The organism is Gemmobacter megaterium (assembly GCF_900156815.1).
GTDB lineage: Bacteria > Pseudomonadota > Alphaproteobacteria > Rhodobacterales > Rhodobacteraceae > Wagnerdoeblera > Wagnerdoeblera megaterium.
Genome location: NZ_FTOT01000003.1, coordinates 323,455 through 338,060 on the forward strand (window position 1 = coordinate 323,455; position 14,606 = coordinate 338,060).

A 14,606-nucleotide genomic window follows, 5' to 3' on the forward strand; every position below is an offset into this window, starting at 1 on the left:
GGGGGGAAGACATGACACAACAGCCACAGAAAATCGTCGCACTGGTGGATGGGTCGGTCTATTCGGCAAGCCTCTGTGACCATGCCGCATGGATCGCGCTGCGCACCGGGGCGCCGGTCGAGCTGATCCATGTCCTGGGACGCCGCGAGGGGGCCGACAAGAAAGACCTTTCCGGCGCGATTGCCCTTGGTGCGCGGACCGCGCTGCTGGAGCAACTGGCCGAACTGGATGCACAACGTGCCAAGCTGGTCAGCCACCGGGGCCGCGCCATTCTGGAGGACGCCCGCGCCATTCTGGACAAGGCCGGGGTTGCCGACGTCACCACCCGGCTGCGTCATGGCGACATCGTCGAAGCCGTGGCCGAGGTCGAGAACGATGCCCGCGTCATCATGATCGGCAAGCGCGGCGAGGCCGCGGATTTCGCCAAGGGGCATCTGGGGTCGAATCTCGAACGCATCGTGCGCGCCAGCCACAAGCCTGTGTTCGTCGCCTCTCGGGCGTTCAGGCCGATCTCGAAGGTTCTGGTGGCCTATGATGGTGGCGCATCGGCCATGAAGGCCGTCGATCACATTGCCCGCAGCCCGCTGTTTCAGGGGCTGGCCGTGCATGTGGTCACTGTCGGGAGCGCGACCCCGGATGTGGCCAAGGGGCTGGAGAATGCCAAGGCCATGCTGAAGGCTGCCGGTATCGCGGCGGAAACCTCCATCCTGACGGGGCAGCCGGAAACCGCGCTTGGCAAGCTGGTGGACGAGGCGCAGTTCGACATGCTGGTCATGGGGGCCTATGGCCACAGCCGTATCCGCAGCCTGATCATCGGCTCGACGACAACCGCGATGATCCGGTCGTGCAAGGTGCCCGTTGTCCTGATGCGCTAGGCGCCGCCTCTGGCGATATCGGCGCAAGGTGTGCGCGGGTCCGTCCGCCATCGCGGGCGGAACCGGATGGCCTGTGTGCTGCAACAGGCCGCAGACCGGCGGCCCTGTGCCGAATGGGCCACTCGCTGCGGTCAGGGAACGCGCCTTGCCTGCCTGCCTCGGGCCATTGCGGTACCACACGAGCGGGCCGATGCCACAGGCCCCCTCGCCACATCATTCCGCATTGGAATGAGCCTCGCGCAAAATGTCAATTATCGCCAAATGCGCCATGCACTAGCATCATCCTGACAAACCCAACGGCGCCCGGTCGGCGAACGGGGCCGCGCATATAAAGCCACCTTCAGGGAGATCCTCATGCATCTGCGCAGCACATTGATGGCCACCGGCCTGGTTCTGGCGCCTCTTGCCGCCTTGGCGGAAGGGCGTCAGGTCCAGCCGATCAGTTTTCTGACCTGGCCAGCCTCGAACTATCAGCACTATTACGAAACGTCGAACTACATTGCCGAAAGCTGGCGGGAACTGGGGCTGGACGTTCAGCTTGATCCCCAGCCTTTCCCGTCGCCGATGTTGTCGATGTGGTTCACCGAGCACAAGTTCGATGTCGTGATGTCGGTGCTGTCCGGCTCTCCTGCCCGGCTGGACCCGGAGTTCTTCACCGTGAACCAGTTTGCCCGGATCAACGACAAGCCCGGAGGTGGAAATGTCGGCGGATTTCAGTCCGACGCGCTGGAGGCGCTGATCCCGCAACAGCGCAAGCTCTATGATCCCGATGCGCGGCGTGAAGTGATCCTGGAGATTCAGAAAATCCTCTACGACGAACAGCCAGAGGGGCTGATCGCATCGGTCAAGAATACCATGGCGATCAACACCGATCGGGTGCAACTGGACAATTATCAACCCTCGCCCGATGGCGTGCGGTCGATCTGGAACATGCTGAACATGGTGTCGCTGGCGGATGGCCCGGTCAAGCTGGGCTGGACCATCGACCAGGATAGCTGGAACCCCCTTGTCTTCAAGACGCTGGAGGATCTGGACCGGCTTGCCCTTGTCTATGACCGTCTTGTCGTGACCGGCCCGGATGGCAAACCGCGCATGTGGGCCGCCGAGAGCATCGAAGTGGTGAATGATACCACCATCGAGGCCGTGCTGCGGGAGGGCCTTACCTTCAGCGACGGGCAGCCGGTCACGGCGCAAGACGTGGCCTTTACCTTCGCGTTCCTCAAGGAAAAGGAGGCGACCTATTTCCGGTCGACCCTTGTGAGCTTGTCCGACGTTACCGCCGAAGGGAACCGCGTCCGCTTTACGCTGACCGAGCCGTCGGCAAGCTTTGTGTCGCAGGCGCTGGGGCAGGTGCCGATCCTGCCGAAACATGTCTGGGAAGCGATGGAGGCCCCGCAGGACTTTCGCAACACCGAGCCGGTGGGCAGTGGCCCCTGGGCGCTTGGCTATTGGCGGCAGGGACAGGAGATCTCGTTCACGCGGCGCGCCGAGCATTTCATGGCCCCCAAGGCGGATCTGCTGATGATCCAGTTCGGTTCTGCCGAGGTGCTTGCGGCGGCGTTGCGCACTGGCGAGATCGGCGTGTCGTTGCAGCCGATCGTGCCCACGGTGGTTGCGGAATTCGCCAATGTCCCCAACCTGCGCCTGATCCAGACCCAGTCGAACGGGCACATGTCGGCGCGCTACAACATCCGGTCCGAGCCATTTTCGCACAAGGCCCTGCGCCAGGCCCTGGCCTGGGCCATTCCCCGCGAACAGATCATCGAGGATGTGCTGGGCGGCGACGCGATCGCCATCGCCACCCCGCTGGTCCCGTCCAATGCCTTCTGGTCGGACGCGGATCTGGCGGTGCAGGCGTATGATCTGGACAAAGCCCGTGCGATCCTGTCGGACGCCGGGTTCACCTGGGACAACCGGGGGCGCCTGCGCTATCCGGAATAGGTGCACTGTCCGGGCGCGGCGCCTGTCGTCCGCGCCCGAAACCCCTGTCCCAGGCGGTCGGGTTGAAGTTTTGGTCACTTTCCCTTAACGTCTACGTGAGCGTGCGCGATCTTGGCGCGCGCCGCGCGCTTGCAAAGCGCCTGGAACTGCGGTGCCTCGTGCCCGCAGGGTGACAAGAAAAAGGAATACCGATTGACCGAGACCCCACAGGTTGCGACCGATGCCGTTTCCCCCGAAGCGATCCCCGCGCCCGAAGGCCCGACAGAGATCATCGACACCGATTACGAGATCGGGCAGGACAACATCAACTATCGACGGCGCTTTGTCTTCGAGCTCGATATTCACAACGTGGTATTCAGCGTCTCTGCCATCGGTGTCGTGGCCTTTACGCTGTTGACGCTGATGTTCCAGACCACGCTGGAGCCTGTTTTCACGAATCTGCGGAACTTTCTGACCGCGAACCTGGACTGGTTCTTTCTGCTGGCCGGGAATGTCTTTGTCCTGTTGTGCCTTGCGCTGATCGTTCTGCCATTGGGCCGGATCCGGCTGGGTGGCCCCGAGGCGACGCCTGACTACAGCTATATGTCGTGGTTCTCGATGCTGTTTGCCGCAGGCATGGGCATCGGGCTGATGTTCTATGGTGTCGCCGAACCGTTGGGCAACTACACCGCAGCCTTCGGGGGGCCGGTGATCGGCGCCGATGGCGTGCGCACGGATTGGTCGCCGCTGAACGGTGCGGTGGGCGATGCCGAAGGCGCGCGGCGGCTGGCGATGGCGGCGACCATCTTTCACTGGGCGCTGCATCCATGGGCGATCTATGCCATTGTGGCGTTGTCGCTGGCGCTGTTCGCCTTCAACAAGGGGTTGCCGTTGACCCTGCGGTCAATGTTCTACCCGCTGCTGGGCGAACGTGTCTGGGGCTGGCCGGGCCATGTCATCGACATTCTGGCAGTGTTTGCCACGATCTTCGGATTGTCGACATCGCTTGGCATCGGTGCACGCCAGGCCAGCGCGGGGCTGGATTTCCTGTTCGGTATACCCGCCAGCATGTCGGCGATGATCATCCTGATCATCGTGATCACGGCGATTGCCATCGTTTCTGTCGTGGTCGGCATGGAAAAGGGCGTCAAGCGGCTGTCCGAGATCAACATGCTGCTGGCCCTGTGCCTGCTGGTGTTCATCATCCTCGTTGGGCCGACGCTGCAAATCGCGACGGGGTTCTTCAAGAATCTGCGGGCCTATGCCGAGTATCTGCCTGCGCTGTCGAACCCCTTCGGCCGCAGCGATGACAATTTCCGCCAGGGCTGGACCGCGTTCTATTGGGCGTGGTGGATCAGTTGGTCGCCGTTCGTGGGCATGTTCATTGCGCGTGTCAGCCGTGGCCGGTCGGTGCGCGAGTTCCTGATTGCGGTGCTGCTGATCCCGTCGCTGGTCTCGACGATATGGATGACAGCCCTTGGCGGTACGGCCATCAGCCAGGTGGCTGTTCAGGGGCTGACCTCTGTGCAGGATGCTGCGCTGGAGATCCAGTTGTTCGAGATGCTGGCGCATCTGCCGCTGACGCAGATCACCTCGCTGATCGGGATCGTTCTGGTGGTGGTGTTCTTTGTCACCTCGTCCGATTCCGGCTCGCTGGTGATCGACACGATCAGCGCAGGCGGCAAGATGAACGCGCCGGTGCCGCAGCGGGTGTTCTGGGCCACGTTCGAAGGGCTGGTGGCGATTGCGCTGTTGCTGGGGGGCGGTCTGGTTGCGCTTCAGGCGATGGCGGTTTCGACCGGCTTCCCCTTTGCCGTCGTGCTGCTGATCGCGGCGGTCGCGCTGGTCAAGGGGCTGATGTCCGAACCACGCTGACACGATGCGGCGGGGGGCGCCATGGGGCGCCCCCCGCTGTCCCTCAGGCCCCGGTCGCCAGGGCCTCGTCAATGATCGTCCGCAGGCGGTTGCGGTAATCGGCAGGCAGATTCAGCGCCTCTGCTCCCTTGTAGATCGGCCCGACATAGCTGTCGGTAGGTTTGTGCGGCCCGCGATCATCGGGGATGTAGTAGGTGACTGTCTGATAGTCGTTTCCGTCCAGTCCTTTGACCACAACGGGCTTCAAGGCCCAGCGGCGTTCCTTGACCCCGGCGGAGTCGTCCAGCGCGGCGCGGTCCTGCTCGGACATCTCGTAATGCACACCCCAGGTAACGGCGGCGGGATCCTCGATCAGGGTGCAGCCGCCATGGGCGGTGTCGGTGCATTTGACGAACCGTAACTCGTATCCATCCAGCCGGGCCACGGCCACGGGGCGGGCGCTGGGGCAGGAGGACTGCATCAGGTCGATGTCCATCAGGTTGCCATAGGCGAAATAGTGCATGAGATCCTCGTCTTCGTTACTGTCGGGTCAGGGCTGCGGGCCTTCCCAGGTTTCGGGCAAGGCAGCGGTAGGGCGCAGGGTGTCCATCTCGGCCACGCGCAGGCATCGTGCGGCGTGTCCGTCCGAGACCACCTGCATCGCAGGGGCTTCGGTGTGGCAGCGGGGCAGGGCAAAGGGGCAGCGCGGCGCAAAGCGGCAACCGGCCGGCGGATCCACCAGATCGGGGGGGCGGCCGGGAATGGAAATCGGCTGATGCCGCTGGCCGGGCCTGGCAAGGGCATTGTACAGGCCCAGCGTATAGGGGTGCGACGGGGCGGCCATGATGTCGGCGACGGTGCCTTCCTCGACGACCAGGCCGCCATACATGACAACCACGCGATCACAATTCTCGACCACAAGCGCAAGGTCATGGGTGACAAGCAGCATGGCGAACCCCAATTCGCCGCGCAGTGTCCGGATGCGGCGAAAGATCTGATCCTGTACGATCACATCCAGCGCGGTGGTCGGTTCGTCGGCCAGCAACACGGGCGGCCGCAGTGCCAGCGCCATGGCGATCAGCACGCGCTGGCGCATCCCCCCGGAGAACTGGTGCGGATAGTCCCGCGCGCGGCCCGGATCCACGCCGACCAGGGCCAGCAGCTCCGCCACCCGCGCCTCGACCTCGGCTCTGGGCCAGGTTTCATGCGCGGTGATCGCTTCGGCAATCTGGGCGCCGACCCGCTTGACCGGGTTCAGCGCGTTCAGCGCGCTTTGGGCGATCATGGCGATGCCCTTCCAGCGGGCCCGGCGCCAGGCTTCGGCGCCGGCTGTCACCAGATCGGTGCCGTCGAACCGGATCGCACCGCCCGTGATGGTCGCGTTGCGCGGCATCACCCCCATGATGGCCTTGAGCAGTGTGCTTTTTCCGCAGCCGGATTCGCCGACAATACCGATTGCCTCGCCACCTGCGACCCGCAGGCGGATGTCGGTCAGGGCCGCCGCAGGCCCGGCATCGGTTGCATACCGCAGATCCAGCCCGTCGATGTGCAGGATTGTCATGGCTAGATCCCCTTGAGGCGCGGGTTCAGCACCTCCTCATAGGCGCGACCGGCAAAGTAGACCGCCGAGACCAGCACCATGATGGCAATCCCCGGAGGCACCACCCACCAGGGCGCGCGATACATCGTCTGCGAGGCATAGGCGTCGTACAGGATCGAGCCCCAGGTGATGGATTGCGGGTCGCCAAAGCCCAGAAAGCCGATGCTGGCCTCGGTAATGATCGCCCAGGCCAGGGCAAAGGCGGTGTTGACCAGTGCAAGCGGCAAGACGTTCGGTGCGACTTCGCGGTACAGGATCGCCAGATCGCTGGCGCCGGTGATGCGGGCGGCGGCGACAAAGGGCATTTCGCGCAGGCTCAGCACCTGGGCTCGGATCACCCGCGCGGTCGAGCGCCACATCACCAGCGTCATGGCAATGACGATCGTTGTCAGGCTGCGCCCGCTGAGCGACAGCACAACGATGATGAAGGGCAAGAACGGCAGGCCCAGAAAGACGTCCGTGATGCGCATCAGGATACTGTCGATCCGCCCGCCGAAATATCCGGCGATCAGCCCGATGTTCAGCCCGATGGCGACAGTCCCCAAGGCCGTCAGGCCACCCACGATCAGCGCCGGCCGGGCGCCGTGCAGCATCTGGCTGGCAATATCGCGGCCCATGAGGGTGGTGCCCAGCCAGTGGTCCCACGATGGCCCGGCGAGCCGCAGCAGCTTGCGGTCCGGGCCATAGTTGCGCACCATCGGATCATGCGGAGCGATCAACGGGCCGAAGATTGCCAGGGCGACGAAAATGCCCAGCACGATCAGGCTGAATCGTCCTGTCGGGGTTTTCCACACGGCTTTGAGGAAGGTGAAGATGATCTGCATGGCGTCCCTCAGCGATAGACGATGCGGGGATCGAGCAGACCGTACAGCAGGTCGGCCACGAAGGTTCCCAGAATGGTCAGCACGGCGATCAGCAGGAATGCGCCCTGCACCACGGGGTAGTCCGACCGCGTGATCGCCTCGATCATCAACAGGCCAAGGCCGGGCCAACTGAAGACGGATTCAATGACAACCGATCCTGCAACCGCCCAACCCAGGATCATCGGTAGCGTGGTCGCCAGTGGCAGCAGCGAATTGCGCATCGCATGGCCATACAGAACCTGCCGTTCTGTCAGGCCCTTCATCCGAGCCAGTTCGACATAATCCTCGCCAATGGTGGACAGCATGGTCGAACGCATCAGCAGCAGCGGAAAGCATAGCTGATAGCAGGTGTTGACCAGAAACGGCAGCGCCAGGTGATGGAGGAAATCCCAGGTCAGATACATGCGCCAGGTGGGGTCAGGGAATTTGCCCGGTGTCACGATATGGCCGGTGGGAAACCACCCCAGCGTGATGGAGAACAGCAGGATGGCCAGCATCGACAACCAGAACAGCGGCGCCGATTGCACGGCGGTGGCGAACAGAACCACGCTGCCCTCGGCCTTGCCGCCCCGGTGCCAGGCGATCAGGGCGCCCCCAAAGGCACCGATGACATAGGCCGCGATCATCGACGGCAGGATCAGCAGCAAGGTGTTCACCAGCCGCAACTCGATCATGTCCCAGACCGGGGCGGATGTGCGGAACGACATGCCGAAATCCAGCACGGCCAGATTGCGCAGATAGGCCAGATATTGCGTGAACAGCGGCTGATCCAGGCCAAAGCGGCGGCGCATCGCCTCGCGGGCGGCCTCATCCAGTGCGGGGCTGATCACCGTCGCTGTGGGGTCGCCCGGCAACATGCGGAACAGAAAGAACATCAGGGTGATCATCGCAAACAGCGTGACCGCCATGTAGAACAGTCGTCTCAGGATATAGCGGGTCATGCCGTGGCCCCTGTCGCGGGATGGTGGCAGGCGACGTGCCAGCGGGAAGAGCCGGTCATCGTCGGCTCTGTCGAACGGCACAGGTCCGAGGCGCGCGGGCAGCGGGGGGCAAAGCGGCAGCCGGGCGGGATCTGCGCGGCATCCGGGATGGCGCCCGAAATCTCGGGCGGCGGGCGCTTGCCCCCCGGCACCGCCACCGGAATGGCCGACACAAGCGCAGCCGTATAGGGGTGGCGCGGGGCGGCCAGAACCTGATCGACTGGCCCGATCTCTACGATCCGGCCCAGATACATGATGGCGATCCGGTCACAGATCGCACCCACGGTGGCGAGATCATGGGTGATGTACAGCAGCGAGATGTTGCGTTCGGCAACCAGCCGCTTCAACAGCCGGATGATGCCCCACTTGATCGACACATCCAGCATCGAGATCGGTTCATCCGCCACCAGAACCGAAGGATCGAGCACGATGGCGCGGGCGATGCACACCCGTTGCCGCTGACCCCCCGAGAGTTGATGCGGATGGCGGGTCAGGAACTGCGCAGCCGGGGTCAGGCCAGCCTGTTCCAGCGCCACTGTCACACGCGCATACAGATCGGGCCCGCGCTTGTGCCCCTGATAGATCAGCGGACGCGCAATGATTTCGGAAATCGTCAGATAGGGGTTCAGCGAGCCATAGGGATCCTGAAACACCATCTGCACCCGGCGATGAAAGGCACGCCGATCGGTGCGGCGCAGGGCCATGGCATCTTCGCTGCCGATCCGCACCGAACCCGCCGCGGGCTCTTCCAGTCCGACAAGCAGGCGGCCCGTGGTGGATTTGCCGCAGCCGGATTCCCCCACCAACCCCAGAACCTCGCCGGGCGCCAGATCGAAGCTGACGCCGTCCACCGCGCGCAGCCGCAGCGGCTGGCGGCCACGCAGCCGGTCCATCAGCCCTGCCTGCATCGTGTAGTGGCGGGCAAGATCGCGCACTTCGATCATGGCAGACGCCGCGGTGTCATGGGCGCAGGGTGACATGGCATTCCGGGTCTGCTCCTCTCCAGAAGGTGGGGCATGTACCCCCTTGCCGGCAGACTGCCCCGGCAACGAAAGATTGTATATTGCAGTGTCATGCGCTAATCATTCCAAAACGGAATGCACCTGCCCGGAAGGCCGCCATGCGCCGCACGCTTCCCTCGACCCGCGACCTGTGCTGTTTCGAAGCTGTCGTGCGCAACGGGTCTGTCACCCGTGCAGCCGCAGAACTGAACATGACACAAAGCGCAGTCAGCCGCCGGTTGGGCTATCTGGAGGATTTGCTGGGCCAACGGCTGTTTTTGCGGGAGCGCCAGCGCATCATTCCCACGCCCGCTGCGCGCGATTACGCGGATTCCCTGCGCGGGCTGTTGAACGAGATCGAGGTTGCCACCACCCGGATGTTGACCGAAGGGCGGCAGGGGGGCGTGCTGACCCTGGGCTGCCTGCCCACCTTTGGCTCGCGCTGGCTGGTGCCGCGTCTGAACCGCTTTCTGTCGACACATCCGACCATCGACATCAACCTTGTGTCCAAGATCCGCCGTTTCGATTTTGACAGCGAGGATATTCAGGCCGCCATCTATTTCGGCCCTGCCGTTTGGCCCAATTGCAACATGCGCCACCTGATGGGCGAAAGCGTGATCCCGGTCGCGGCGCCGTCGCTGATGACCGGCGCGTCGCTGCCAGAATTGTTGCGTGGCGCCCCGCTGATCCAGCATACCACACGACCCACGCTGTGGCGGGAATGGCTGGCCCATGCCGGCATCGGCACCCTGAATGGAGAAGCGGGGCCGAAGTTCGAATTCTATTCGCTGGTGATCGAGGCGGCGGTGGCCGGGATCGGCTTTGCGCTGCTGCCCGAATTTCTGGTCCAGCGCGAAATCGACTCCGGCGCGCTTGTCAGGGTAAGTGACAATGCGATGCCCTGCACCGACAGCTACTATTATGTCTATCCCGACCGCTACCGGGAAAGCCATAACGTGCAGGTCTTTGGCAACTGGCTGTTCAAGGAAATGAACGCGCCAGATCCTGCATTTCAGACGGCGGTATAACCGCCATCCACCAGATGATGGCTGCCCGTGACAAAGGCGGCCTCCGCCGACAGCAGCCAGACGATCAGGGCGGCCACTTCATCGGCGGTGCCCCAGCGGCCCAACAGGTGCTGTGCTGCGATGTGATCGCGGCGCGCCGCGTCCATGCGTCCGTCTTGCAGCGGTGTGTCGATGAAACCGGGGCCGACCGAATTGACCCGGATGCCCATGGCCGCGCCATCGGCAGCGGCGGATTTGGTCAACCCGATCAGCGCGTGCTTTGATGCTGCGTAATGCGCGAACCGCGCCGAGGCGACCGTGCCCATCACCGAGGCGACATTCACCACCGCCCCACCGCCTGCGGCAGCCATGACGGGAAACGCCGCGTTCATCATGAAGAACGCACCGTCCAGATTGACCGCCATCACACGCCGCCAATCCGCGATCGACACCTGCCCCATCGGTGCCCCTGCGCCCGTGATGCCCGCGCTGTTCACCAGCAGGCGCACCGGCCCCAGTTCGGCGCCCGCATGGGCAACGGCCGATTGGACGGCGTCGGCGTCGGTCACATCCAGCGGCAGTGCAAGAACTCTGGCGCCCTGTGCCGTCAGTGCGGCGGCGGTGGTGGCAAGGGCCGCAGGGTTCAGATCGGCCAGCGCAACAGCCGCACCTTGGGCAGCCAGTCGTCGTGCGACCGCCGCGCCAATCCCCGAGGCGCCGCCGGTGATCAGGGCGGTCCGTCCTTCAAGGCCCATCACGCCCCCGATGCGCGCAGGCTGGCAACGCGGCGTTCCAGCCACCAGCCATGTTGTTCGGGCCATTGATCAAAGCCGTCCTCGCCCAGGGCCCGGCGCGCGTGCAGCGGCCAGTTGGGGTTCTCCAGCGCCTCACGGCCAATCGCGATCAGATCGGCGCGGCCCTCTTGCAGGATGGTTTCCGCCAGATCCGGCGTGGTGATCAGCCCCACAGCCATGCTGGCGATGCCCGCCTCGTGCCGCATGGCTTCGGCAAAGGGCACCTGAAAGCCGGGGCCGCGCGGGATGCGTGCCGCCGTTGCCCCGCCGGAAATTCCGCCCGAGGAACAGTCGATCACATCGACCCCCACCTCTTTCAGCGCGCGCGCAAAGGCGATGGTGTCCTCGAGCTGAATTCCTTCGTCCATATGGTCAACCGCCGAAACCCGGACAAAGACGGGGCGGTCGTCGGGCCAGATATCCCTCAGGATTTCAGCGATCTCCAGCGGCAGGCGCATACGGCCCGCGCGATCTCCCCCATAGGCATCGGTCCGGATGTTCGAGACCGGCGACAGGAATTCATGGATCAGGTAGCCGTGCGCCGCGTGCAATTCCACGACATCGAACCCGGCGGCCAGGGCGCGGCGCGCGGCAGAGGCGTAGTCGTCCTTCAACTGCGCAATATCGGCAAGCGACATTTCCTGCGGCACCGGCCAGCCATCGGCCATCGCCACCGCAGAGGGTCCGATGACCGTCCATTGCGCCTCGGCCCGTTCGGCAAGGTCGTTGGCATCCAGCGGCGTGCTGCCATGCCAGGGGCGGCGCGTGGCGCCTTTGCGTCCGGCATGGCCCAGTTGAATCCCCGCTGCGGCCCCCTGGGACTTGACGAAATCGACGATCCGGGCAAGCGGCGCGATATGCCCATCTTCCCACAACCCCAGATCGCCGGGGGTTCCGCGCCCCTCGGGGGTGATGCAGGTGGCCTCGACAAACACCAGCCCGGCGCCACCCACGGCAAAGCGGCCATATTGCACCAGGTGCCAGTCGGTCGGGTAGCCGTCCGGCGTGGCCGAATACTGGCACATCGGCGAAATCACGATGCGGTTGCGCAGGGTAAGCCCGCGCAGCGTCGCAGGAGAGGTCAGCAAGGGCGCCATGGGGTATCAGCCTTTCAGATCGCCGATCGAGGGGGTGAATCCCATCGGATCGTAGTCAGCGATCCCTGCCGTGACAAACGGATCTTCGGCCAGCAGGGCCATGGCCGCTGCGCGGGTTTCGGCGCGCAGCAGGATCAGCCCGCCGATTGCCGGGTCGCGCCGGCCGGCGGAGATCACTGTGCCACTGGCAACAGCGGCCTTCAACCAGTCGCGGTGGGCGGCCAGAACCTCGGCCGGGATGTCTTTCTTGTAGGTGCTGGGGCAGGCGAACAGCATGAAGCTTCCCTTTCAGATCGCGACGCGGCCGCCATCGCAGGCGATGATCTGGCCGGTGACATAGGCGGAATGGTCAGATGCCAGGAACAGCGCCAGTCCCGCGATATCGTCGGGCGTGCCGATCCGGCGCAGGGGGATGACCGCCAGCCGTTCGGCGGTGCTGGCCTGATCCAGAACCGGGCGGATCATCGGCGTGTCGATGGTGCCTGGAGCGATGGCGTTGACGCGGATGCCATGTTCGCCCAGCGAATGGGCCAGCGCGCGGGTCAGCGATACCAGACCGCCCTTGCTGGCGGTATAGGCATCAATGTTCTTTTGCCCGACCACACCGGCAATCGAGGTGTTGAAGATGATCGACCCGGCCTTGCGATCCAGCATCGGCTCGCCGAGGTATTTCGTCATCAGGAACGCACCCGTCAGGTTGATGCGCAGGATCGCGTCCCAGTCTTCGAGCGGGGTGTCAAAGATACTGGCCATCTTGAACCGGCCATGTTCCGAATAGCCGATGCCCGCATTGTTGAACAGGATATGCGGGGTGCCGACCTCTGCCAGAATGCGGTCGCAGGCGGCGCGGACCTGGGGTTCCTGCCCCAGATCGCAGGCGACAAAGCGCACATCCCCCAGCGAGGACAGGTCGGCCACCGCCTTTTCCCCCTGTTCGGCGTTCCAGTCGACGATGACCACGCGAGCGCCTTCGGTCAGGAACAGGCGGGAACTGGCCAGACCCTGGCCGCTTGCTCCGCCGGAAATGACGGCGATCTTGTCCTTGAGCAGCATATCTTCCTCCCCGAAGAATGCAGGTGGTTATTGCGCGGCAATGGCGGCGGCACCGGCCTCCAGCGTGCGACGCAGGGCGATAAGGTCGGCAATGGTGATCCGGTGCAGGCCATGGCGGGCACCAAAGGCGGCCAGATCGTCGCCCCGCATCACCGTGCCGTCATCGTTGACCAATTCGCAGATCACCCCCACCGGGGGCAGGTCGGTCAGCCGGCACAGGTCTACCGCCGCTTCGGTATGTCCGTCGCGTTCCAGCACGCCGCCTTGCCGGGCGACCAGCGGAAAGATATGGCCGGGCCGCACGAAATCCGCCGGGCGGCTGTCGGGGTCGGCCAGCCCGCGCACCGTGGCGCAGCGGTCGGCGGCCGAAATGCCGGTCGTGGTGCCCATGCGCCAATCGACGCTGACCGTGAAGGCCGTGGCAAAGGGCGCATCATTGCGTGCCACCATCGGCGGCAAGTCCAGCCGCGCGGCAATTTCGGGCATCAGCGGTGCGCAGACGATGCCCGAGGTGTGGCGTACGATGAACGCCATATCCTGCGGTCGGCAATGCACGGCGGCCATGATCAAGTCGCCTTCGTTCTCGCGGCCATCGTCATCGGTGACGATCAGCATGGCGCCCTTGGCAAAGGCGTCCAGCGCAGCCCGCAAACCCGGCGGGGCAGCATGGGCAACGATGGCGGGCAAGGGGCAGGCGGAGTGCGCTGTCATGGATCGGGCTTTCGGTTCGTGTCTCAGGGGGTGGGCTGGCGGGTCAGCCAGCCGGTGATGGCGCGCAAAACCTCGTGCGGGAAATCCAGCACCATGCTGTGCCCGCCCTTGCCCAGCACCATCATGTCGGCGCCGGGGATCAGGCTGGCAATCTGACTCGACTGGGCGATGGGGGTCAGAATATCCTCGGCCCCCACCAGCACCAGGGTCGGGGTCGTCACACCGGGCAGGCCGGGCCGCGCATCATAGTCGCGGATCGCCTGCGCCTGTGCGGCATAGCCGTCGAGTCCGGTCGGCCAGGGGTTTTTCACCATGGCATCGACCAGCGCCGCGGTGCGGTCATGGTCCGACAGGATCAGCGAGGACAGCGCCCAGGGCAGGGTCATCGTCACCATGGCTTCGGCCGACACACCGCTGCGCCGCAGAGCCAGTTGCGCATCCAGCCAGCGATGCTGCACCGTGGTGTAGTTGGGCAGGGCATTCAGCAGCACGCCCGCCCGCAGGACATCGCCATGCCGGATCAGCAGCGATTGCAGGACCGAGCCGCCCAGCGACCAGCCAACCACGGCCGCCGGACCAAGATCCAGATGTGTGATCAGGGCGGCCGTGTCATCGGCCATGTCGTCGATGGTCCAGGGGGCGGTCGGCACATCGCTTTGCCCCGTCCCGCGATTGTCAAACACCAGGGTACGGAACTGCTTGCGCAGGGTGTCGACAACCCCGGCCCAGGCCAGCGAATTCTGGCCCAGCCCGCTGATCAGCACCAGCGTCGGGCCGGTGCCGCCGATTTCATAGCTGAGCTCAACCCCGTTGACCCGTGCCCTGCCGCGCTGTGGTTCGGCATCCGACAT

Annotated in this window: 15 protein-coding genes; 4 read left to right on the forward strand and 11 right to left on the reverse strand. The window is 64.6% G+C overall.

Features of this window, described 5'->3' with window-relative positions:
* The first annotated feature begins 11 nt into the window (after positions 1 to 11).
* From BW970_RS10145 to BW970_RS10155, 3 genes are all read left to right on the forward strand, one after another.
* The gene (locus BW970_RS10145) at positions 12 to 875 is read left to right on the forward strand and encodes a universal stress protein (RefSeq protein ID WP_076530800.1); all 864 of its coding nucleotides are present in this window, start codon (positions 12 to 14) and stop codon (positions 873 to 875) included.
* Between the two features lie 354 nt (positions 876 to 1,229).
* Positions 1,230 to 2,816, forward strand: a complete 1,587-nt coding sequence (locus tag BW970_RS10150; RefSeq protein ID WP_076530802.1) for an ABC transporter substrate-binding protein — start codon at positions 1,230 to 1,232, stop codon at positions 2,814 to 2,816.
* A 192-nt stretch (positions 2,817 to 3,008) separates the two neighbouring features.
* Entirely contained in the window at positions 3,009 to 4,670 is a 1,662-nt protein-coding gene (locus tag BW970_RS10155) for a BCCT family transporter (protein ID WP_076530804.1), read from the forward strand.
* A 43-nt stretch (positions 4,671 to 4,713) separates the two neighbouring features.
* Here BW970_RS10155 and BW970_RS10160 read toward each other — a convergent pair whose 3' ends face one another.
* Genes BW970_RS10160 through BW970_RS10180 form a run of 5 tightly spaced genes read right to left on the reverse strand, consistent with a single transcriptional unit; the run spans position 4,714 to position 9,036 of the window.
* Positions 4,714 to 5,172 (reverse strand): gamma-glutamylcyclotransferase family protein, encoded by a 459-nt coding sequence (locus BW970_RS10160; RefSeq protein ID WP_076530806.1) that lies wholly within the window; start codon positions 5,170 to 5,172, stop codon positions 4,714 to 4,716.
* A gap of 27 nt (positions 5,173 to 5,199) precedes the next feature.
* Positions 5,200 to 6,210, reverse strand: a complete 1,011-nt coding sequence (locus BW970_RS10165; protein WP_076530808.1) for an ABC transporter ATP-binding protein — start codon at positions 6,208 to 6,210, stop codon at positions 5,200 to 5,202.
* Between the two features lie 2 nt (positions 6,211 to 6,212).
* Positions 6,213 to 7,073, reverse strand: a complete 861-nt coding sequence (locus tag BW970_RS10170) for an ABC transporter permease (protein WP_076530811.1) — start codon at positions 7,071 to 7,073, stop codon at positions 6,213 to 6,215.
* Between the two features lie 8 nt (positions 7,074 to 7,081).
* A complete protein-coding gene (locus BW970_RS10175; protein WP_076530814.1) occupies positions 7,082 to 8,053 on the reverse strand; it encodes an ABC transporter permease in 972 nt (323 codons plus the stop codon).
* Positions 8,050 to 9,036, reverse strand: a complete 987-nt coding sequence (locus BW970_RS10180; protein ID WP_076531112.1) for an ABC transporter ATP-binding protein — start codon at positions 9,034 to 9,036, stop codon at positions 8,050 to 8,052. The genes BW970_RS10175 and BW970_RS10180 overlap by 4 nt, the downstream gene beginning before the upstream one ends.
* Positions 9,037 to 9,212: 176 nt before the next feature.
* Here BW970_RS10180 and BW970_RS10185 point away from each other — a divergent pair, with 176 nt between their 5' ends.
* On the forward strand, positions 9,213 to 10,121 hold the full coding sequence (locus tag BW970_RS10185) for a LysR substrate-binding domain-containing protein (RefSeq protein ID WP_076530816.1): 909 nt from the start codon (positions 9,213 to 9,215) through the stop codon (positions 10,119 to 10,121).
* Here the strand turns inward: BW970_RS10185 and BW970_RS10190 are convergent.
* From BW970_RS10190 to BW970_RS10215, 6 genes are read right to left on the reverse strand one after another with little or no spacing between them, the layout of a single operon-like run.
* Positions 10,106 to 10,855, reverse strand: a complete 750-nt coding sequence (locus BW970_RS10190; protein ID WP_076530819.1) for an SDR family NAD(P)-dependent oxidoreductase — start codon at positions 10,853 to 10,855, stop codon at positions 10,106 to 10,108. The genes BW970_RS10185 and BW970_RS10190 overlap by 16 nt on opposite strands.
* Positions 10,855 to 11,991 (reverse strand): NADH:flavin oxidoreductase/NADH oxidase, encoded by a 1,137-nt coding sequence (locus tag BW970_RS10195; protein ID WP_076530823.1) that lies wholly within the window; start codon positions 11,989 to 11,991, stop codon positions 10,855 to 10,857. Before BW970_RS10195 ends, BW970_RS10190 begins: the two co-directional genes overlap by 1 nt.
* Positions 11,992 to 11,997: 6 nt before the next feature.
* Entirely contained in the window at positions 11,998 to 12,267 is a 270-nt protein-coding gene (locus BW970_RS10200; RefSeq protein ID WP_076530826.1) for a YciI family protein, read from the reverse strand.
* A gap of 12 nt (positions 12,268 to 12,279) precedes the next feature.
* Positions 12,280 to 13,044: an SDR family NAD(P)-dependent oxidoreductase gene (locus tag BW970_RS10205; protein WP_076530829.1), complete on the reverse strand. Its 765-nt coding sequence runs from the start codon at positions 13,042 to 13,044 to the stop codon at positions 12,280 to 12,282.
* Between the two features lie 27 nt (positions 13,045 to 13,071).
* Positions 13,072 to 13,755 (reverse strand): 3,4-dihydroxy-2-butanone-4-phosphate synthase, encoded by a 684-nt coding sequence (ribB, locus tag BW970_RS10210; RefSeq protein ID WP_083701208.1) that lies wholly within the window; start codon positions 13,753 to 13,755, stop codon positions 13,072 to 13,074.
* Between the two features lie 23 nt (positions 13,756 to 13,778).
* Positions 13,779 to 14,606: an alpha/beta fold hydrolase gene (locus tag BW970_RS10215; protein ID WP_076530832.1), complete on the reverse strand. Its 828-nt coding sequence runs from the start codon at positions 14,604 to 14,606 to the stop codon at positions 13,779 to 13,781.

What these genes read in the sequence shown, in the direction of transcription:
- BW970_RS10215 (WP_076530832.1), bottom strand. Translation starts at nt 14,606, where the DNA reads ATGTCGGATGCCGAACCACAGCGCGGCAGGGCACGGGTCAACGGGGTT.
- BW970_RS10145 (WP_076530800.1), top strand. Translation starts at nt 12, where the DNA reads ATGACACAACAGCCACAGAAAATCGTCGCACTGGTGGATGGGTCGGTC.
- BW970_RS10150 (WP_076530802.1), top strand. Translation starts at nt 1,230, where the DNA reads ATGCATCTGCGCAGCACATTGATGGCCACCGGCCTGGTTCTGGCGCCT.
- BW970_RS10175 (WP_076530814.1), bottom strand. Translation starts at nt 8,053, where the DNA reads ATGACCCGCTATATCCTGAGACGACTGTTCTACATGGCGGTCACGCTG.
- BW970_RS10180 (WP_076531112.1), bottom strand. Translation starts at nt 9,036, where the DNA reads ATGATCGAAGTGCGCGATCTTGCCCGCCACTACACGATGCAGGCAGGG.
- BW970_RS10165 (WP_076530808.1), bottom strand. Translation starts at nt 6,210, where the DNA reads ATGACAATCCTGCACATCGACGGGCTGGATCTGCGGTATGCAACCGAT.
- BW970_RS10185 (WP_076530816.1), top strand. Translation starts at nt 9,213, where the DNA reads ATGCGCCGCACGCTTCCCTCGACCCGCGACCTGTGCTGTTTCGAAGCT.
- BW970_RS10200 (WP_076530826.1), bottom strand. Translation starts at nt 12,267, where the DNA reads ATGCTGTTCGCCTGCCCCAGCACCTACAAGAAAGACATCCCGGCCGAG.
- BW970_RS10195 (WP_076530823.1), bottom strand. Translation starts at nt 11,991, where the DNA reads ATGGCGCCCTTGCTGACCTCTCCTGCGACGCTGCGCGGGCTTACCCTG.
- BW970_RS10170 (WP_076530811.1), bottom strand. Translation starts at nt 7,073, where the DNA reads ATGCAGATCATCTTCACCTTCCTCAAAGCCGTGTGGAAAACCCCGACA.
- ribB (WP_083701208.1), bottom strand. Translation starts at nt 13,755, where the DNA reads ATGACAGCGCACTCCGCCTGCCCCTTGCCCGCCATCGTTGCCCATGCT.
- BW970_RS10160 (WP_076530806.1), bottom strand. Translation starts at nt 5,172, where the DNA reads ATGCACTATTTCGCCTATGGCAACCTGATGGACATCGACCTGATGCAG.
- BW970_RS10205 (WP_076530829.1), bottom strand. Translation starts at nt 13,044, where the DNA reads ATGCTGCTCAAGGACAAGATCGCCGTCATTTCCGGCGGAGCAAGCGGC.
- BW970_RS10190 (WP_076530819.1), bottom strand. Translation starts at nt 10,855, where the DNA reads ATGGGCCTTGAAGGACGGACCGCCCTGATCACCGGCGGCGCCTCGGGG.